The sequence below is a fragment of the uncultured Abyssibacter sp. genome (genome assembly GCF_964000955.1).
Lineage (GTDB): Bacteria > Pseudomonadota > Gammaproteobacteria > Nevskiales > OUC007 > Abyssibacter.
Genome location: NZ_CAXFCL010000089.1, coordinates 1 through 4,954, shown reverse-complemented (window position 1 = coordinate 4,954; position 4,954 = coordinate 1). Strand labels below are relative to the sequence as shown.

4 protein-coding genes and 1 pseudogene are annotated in these 4,954 nt (G+C 64.8%); 3 read left to right on the top strand and 2 right to left on the bottom strand.

Annotated elements, in window-relative coordinates; all coding sequences use genetic code 11:
* Together ABNS06_RS04225 and ABNS06_RS04220 are read right to left on the bottom strand one after the other, a co-directional pair.
* A pseudogene (locus ABNS06_RS04225) lies at window positions 1–594 on the bottom strand (hypothetical protein); the annotation flags it as partial.
* 71 nt (window positions 595–665) lie between these two features.
* Window positions 666–2,114, bottom strand: coding sequence for a coniferyl aldehyde dehydrogenase (locus ABNS06_RS04220; protein WP_348672765.1), 1,449 nt, complete (start codon window positions 2,112–2,114; stop codon window positions 666–668).
* 137 nt (window positions 2,115–2,251) lie between these two features.
* Here ABNS06_RS04220 and ABNS06_RS04215 point away from each other — a divergent pair, with 137 nt between their 5' ends.
* The 3 genes from ABNS06_RS04215 to ABNS06_RS04205 all read left to right on the top strand — a co-directional run.
* The gene (locus ABNS06_RS04215) at window positions 2,252–2,830 is read left to right on the top strand and encodes a winged helix DNA-binding protein (protein WP_348672764.1); all 579 of its coding nucleotides are present in this window, start codon (window positions 2,252–2,254) and stop codon (window positions 2,828–2,830) included.
* Between the two features lie 42 nt (window positions 2,831–2,872).
* Window positions 2,873–3,688 carry an SDR family oxidoreductase gene (locus ABNS06_RS04210; RefSeq protein WP_348672763.1) on the top strand — a complete coding sequence of 272 codons (816 nt, stop codon included), beginning with the start codon at window positions 2,873–2,875 and terminating at the stop codon, window positions 3,686–3,688.
* Window positions 3,689–3,721: 33 nt separating this feature from the next.
* On the top strand, window positions 3,722–4,954 hold a 1,233-nt coding region (locus ABNS06_RS04205; protein ID WP_348672762.1), incomplete at its 3' end, for an AMP-binding protein.

The window sequence follows — 4,954 nt, the reverse complement described above, 5'->3', positions numbered from 1 at the left end:
GTACTGGAACAGCTCGATGTTGCACTGCTGCCGCTCTTCCAGCGTGAAATCGGAGGACACCATGAAGGCGTTGGCCCAGCGCACCAGCTTGGGATAGTCCTCGCGCGGCGTGCCGATCAGAAAGGTCATGACCACCGAGGGCAACACGCCGGCGACTTCCTTCATGAAGTCGATCTCGGTGTCCTGCAGGCCGTTGATCATCTCGCTGATTGTCTGCGTGACCAGCGGCGCGATGTCGGTAACCACCCGCTTGGGCGTGAACGCCTTCTTGGCGATGTTGCGCAGCACCGTGTGCCGCGGGCGGTCGTGGTTGACCAGCATCAGCGTCGGCGCGTCGGAGGCCTCCTGCATCGGATCGCGCGACGAGAAGGTCTCGAAGTCCTTGAGCACGCCGACCACATCGTCGTAACGCGTGAACACCCACGCGGGGTTCGGCTCATCGACGCCCGGCACCGTACCCGGCGGGTAGTCCAGCAGACCGAACTGCGGCGCCTGCTCCCGCAGGATGGCGTAATAGGGATAGGGATTGGCGATCACCTCCGGCTCGAGCATCTTGGTGACGTCAAACCCGGAACCGTATTTCAATTCGTCCATGTGCTGTCTCCTCGCATCTGGCGTGCTTTGATCCAATAGTGTCGTAATGACACTATTTCTGTCAAACACTATTAGCCGCGTGTCATCAAGTGCGCGGAGAAGCGGTCGAACAGACGGCCATAGGGCGGCCGGATGATCCGTCCCAGATCGACGCGGGTCTGGTGGTAGACGGCTCGTGCGTTGGAAAACTGCCGGAAACCGTCGAAGCCGTGATAGACGCCCATGCCGCTGGGTCCGACGCCGCCAAACGGCAGATCGTCGAAGGTGTAGTGCATGATCACGTCGTTGATCGTCACGCCGCCCGAGGTGGTGTTCTCGATCACCTGCCGCTGTTCGTCGGCGCTGTCCCCGAAGTAATAGAGCGCCAGTGGTCGTGGGCGGGCATTCACGTAGTTCACCGCCTCATCGAAGGTCTCGTAGGAGCGGATGACCAGGATGGGACCGAAGATCTCCTCCTGACTGACCCTAAGCGACTCGTCGGGATCGACGATCAGCGTGATCGGGATGCGACGGTCCACCGCGGCGTTGTCGGCCGCCTCGGCGAACACTGGTGCGCCGGCCTCACGCGCCTCGTCGATGTAGCCCTGGATCCGCTGGCTTTGCCGCGGGTTGATCACGGCCACGTAGTCCGGGCTTTGCGCGCCACCGGGCAGCGAGCGCTTGATCTCCTCCTGGATCAGGTGGACCAGTTCGTCGCGTTTCGCGGCCGGCACCAGCACGTAGTCCGGCGCGAGACAGACCTGCCCCGCGTTGAACACCTTGCCAAAGACGATGCGTTTGGCGGCCGCTTCGAGGTCGGCGTTCGCGCCGACCATCACTGGCGACTTGCCGCCCAGCTCCAGGGTGAGCGGTGTCAGGTTCTCCGCCGCCGCCCGCATGATGTGCCTGGCGATGGACGTGCCGCCGGTGAACACCAGATGGTCCAGCGGCAATTCGCTGAACATCTGTCCGAGCCGGGCGTCGCCGGTCACCGTGGTCACCTCGTCCTCGGCAAAGGCAGAGGCAATCAGCTCGACCATGACCTCCGACGTGCTGGGCGTGTGCTCGGACGGCTTGATCAACGCCCGGTTGCCCGCGCCCAGCGCGCCGGCCAGCGGCGTGAGGGTCAGGTTCACCGGAATATTCCAGGGACTGATGACACCGACGACACCCAGCGGCTGGTAGTGCACCCGGGCCTTCGCCCCCAGCGCACCGAACGGAAAGTCGGCCTTGCGTCGCTCGGCCTTCATCCACTTGCGCACGCCCTTCTTGGTCAGGCGGATCGCCTTGCCCGTGGTCGCCACGTCGGCAAAGTAGGACTGGCGCGGCGAGCGGTAGCCGAAGTCATCGCTGAGCGCCTCGCACAGCCGGTCGGAGAACCGGTCCAGCGCCGACCACAACCGGTCCAGCCGGTCGATGCGGGTGGCCGCATCGGGATAGCGCTGCGCCTCGAAACCGGACCGCAATATCTGCAGTTTGCGTTGCAACTCGCGGGCGTCGGTCAGTTCGTCATTGATCTGGGTCTGCGGTTCAACAGTCATCTCCGTCCTCGCACGTCTTATCGGTGTGCGGCGACATTATTGTCTTGCGGAAATACTGTCAATTGGACATACTTGCTGCGATTGAAGGTGACAAATAGCATGGCGTGAGTATTCCGCACCGCCAGGGACCCACGCCGTTGAGACCGACAGCCGATATCGAAGAAGTGAGCCATGAACGCGCCGCCGAGCGCTTCATGGAATTGTTCTACCCGATCCATTACTCGATCGGGATGCAGGTCGAGGACGCGCTGCGCGGCGACCAGGGATTGGACCGGCACCAGACCGTGATCATGTGGCTCCTGCGCACGGAGGGCATGCAACGCGGCAGCAAGAGCCTGAAGCGGAAGGAGATCGAGCGATGCCTGACCAGCTGGTACGACATCACCAGCAGCACCGTATCCAAGGCGTTGCGGGCGCTGGCGAAGCCGCCGTACAACTTCATCGTGATTTCGGAAGACCCGGACTCCGGCCGCGAAAAGCTGGTCACCGTGACCGCCGCCGGCCAGCGCTATTACAAGCAGATGGCGGACAACGCCAGCGCCTTCGTGAAGCTCGCCACCGACCGGATGAGCGTCGAGGAGAACTCGATGGGCATCCACATGTTCAAGGTCATCACCGACACCTTCCAGGCCCTGCGTGACGAGGGGCGGATCGATTCTCCACAGAGCACATCCGACGTCGCGCAAATGGCCAAGCGCAAGGCGGCCAGCGGATAGCAGCGACATCGCGGTGGTGCTCCCCAACCCGTAACAGGAACCATGAGCACCACCGACCCACTACTCTCCACCGACAGTTTCACCGAAAAGGTCGTCTTCGTCGCCGGCGGCACCAGCGGCATCAACCTCGCGATCACCGAACGCTTCGCCTCGCTGGGGGCGAAGGTGTTCGTCATCAGCCGCTCGCAGGACAAGGTCGACCGCGCGGTCGAGGCGCTATCCGCCGTCACCCCGATGGCCGCCGGGATGGCCGCCGACGTACGCGACTACGACGCCGTCGCGCAGGCGGTGGCGACCTGCCGCGAGCAAATGGGGAGCATCGACGTGCTTGTCTCGGGCGCCGCCGGCAATTTCGTCTCCGACGCCGCCAGCCTGTCGCCCAACGGCTTTCGCACGGTCATCGACATCGACCTGGTCGGCACCTTCAACGTCTGCCGTGCAGCCTTCGAACACCTGACCAAGCCCGGCGCGTCGATCATCAACATCTCCGCCACGCAGGCGATCAACCCGATGCCCGGGCAGGTGCATGTCTGCGCGGCGAAGGCCGGCATCGATGCGCTGACCAAGGTACTGGCCATCGAATGGGGGCCGATGGGCGTGCGCGTGAATGCCATCGCGCCCGGTCCCGTCGACGGCACCGAGGGCATGGCCCGGCTGACACCCACCCCTGCGCACCGCGAACGCGTGCTCTCCGCGATTCCGCTGCGCCGTTACGCCCGGCTCGACGAGATCGCGAACACCGCGGCCTTCCTCAGCAGCCCCGCCGGGGCCAACTTCAACGGCGCCGTCCTGGTCTGTGACGGCGGCCAGTCCGTGCTCGGCAGCGGCGCATTCGCCGCGGCCTGGGCCGCCGCCTGACCCGACCACAACCACCATCTCAGGAGGAGACCAATGCCACTGTATACGCATGCGAACTGGACGCCCATGGACGGACTGCGCACCTGGGCCACATCGATGCCGGACACGACCTACCTGGTGCAGCCCATCGATGGCGAGACCACCTCATTCACCTGGGCGGATGTCGACGCGCAGAGCAGCACGGTGGGCGGCTATCTGCAATCGCTGGGCTTCGAGACGGGCGACCGCGTTGCGGTAATGTCGAAGAACTGCGCCTGGTCGGTCATCACCGAACTGGCGATCTGGCGCGCGGGCTTCGTCAGCGTGCCCATCTACCCGTCGCTGGCCGCGGATTCCATCGCCTACATCCTCGAGCACAGCGACGCGCGGGCACTGTTCATCGGCGAACTGGACGACTGGCCCGCCATGCGCGACGGCATTCCCGATGCGTTGCCCAAGGTCACGCTCCCGATCTTCCGCGAATCCCCGCCGCCCGGGACCAAGCCCTGGAACGCCGTGATCGACCAGGGACTGACCGTGGTCGAAAGCCAGCCGGCCGACAGCGATCTCGCGCGGCTGATCTACACCTCCGGCAGCACCGGCCGTCCGAAAGGCGTGATGGTCTCCTACGGCGCAATGGCGGCGGCCTCGGACATCCTGCTCAATCTCACCGACGTCGGTCCGGACGATCGCATGATCTCCTACCTGCCGCTGGCCCATGTGTTCGAGGCCGCGGTGGTGCTGGTCAGCTCGCTGCGCTTCGGGTTTCAGGTGTACTTCAGCGAGGGCTTGCAGACGTTTCCGGTCGATCTCAAACGCGCACGCCCGACCATCTTCCTGTCCGTGCCCCGTTTGTGGGTCAAGTTCCAGCAGGCGGTGCAGCAGAAGATCGGACAGGACCAGCTCGACGCGATGCTGGCCAACCCCGCCACGGCCGACGCCGTGAAGACAAAGGTGCTGGAATCGCTGGGCTTGCAGGATGCCCGCGTCGCCGTGACCGGGTCAGCCCCGCTCGCCCCCAGCATCATGCAGTGGTACCGGTCGATCGGGCTGGAGCTGCTGGAGGGCTACGGCATGTCCGAGGACTTCGCCCACTCGCACTGCTCGCGCCCGGGCAACTCCCGTATCGGCTATGTCGGCCCGCCCAACAAGGGCGTGCAGGGCCGCATCAGTCCCGAGGGCGAAATCCAGGTCAGAAGCCCCGGCTGCATGCTCGGCTACTTCAAGGACGACGCGAAGACCGCGGAGGCCTTCACCGAGGATGGCTGGTTCCGCACCGGAGATCTG

What these genes read in the sequence shown, in the direction of transcription:
- ABNS06_RS04220 (WP_348672765.1), bottom strand. Translation starts at nt 2,114, where the DNA reads ATGACTGTTGAACCGCAGACCCAGATCAATGACGAACTGACCGACGCC.
- ABNS06_RS04210 (WP_348672763.1), top strand. Translation starts at nt 2,873, where the DNA reads ATGAGCACCACCGACCCACTACTCTCCACCGACAGTTTCACCGAAAAG.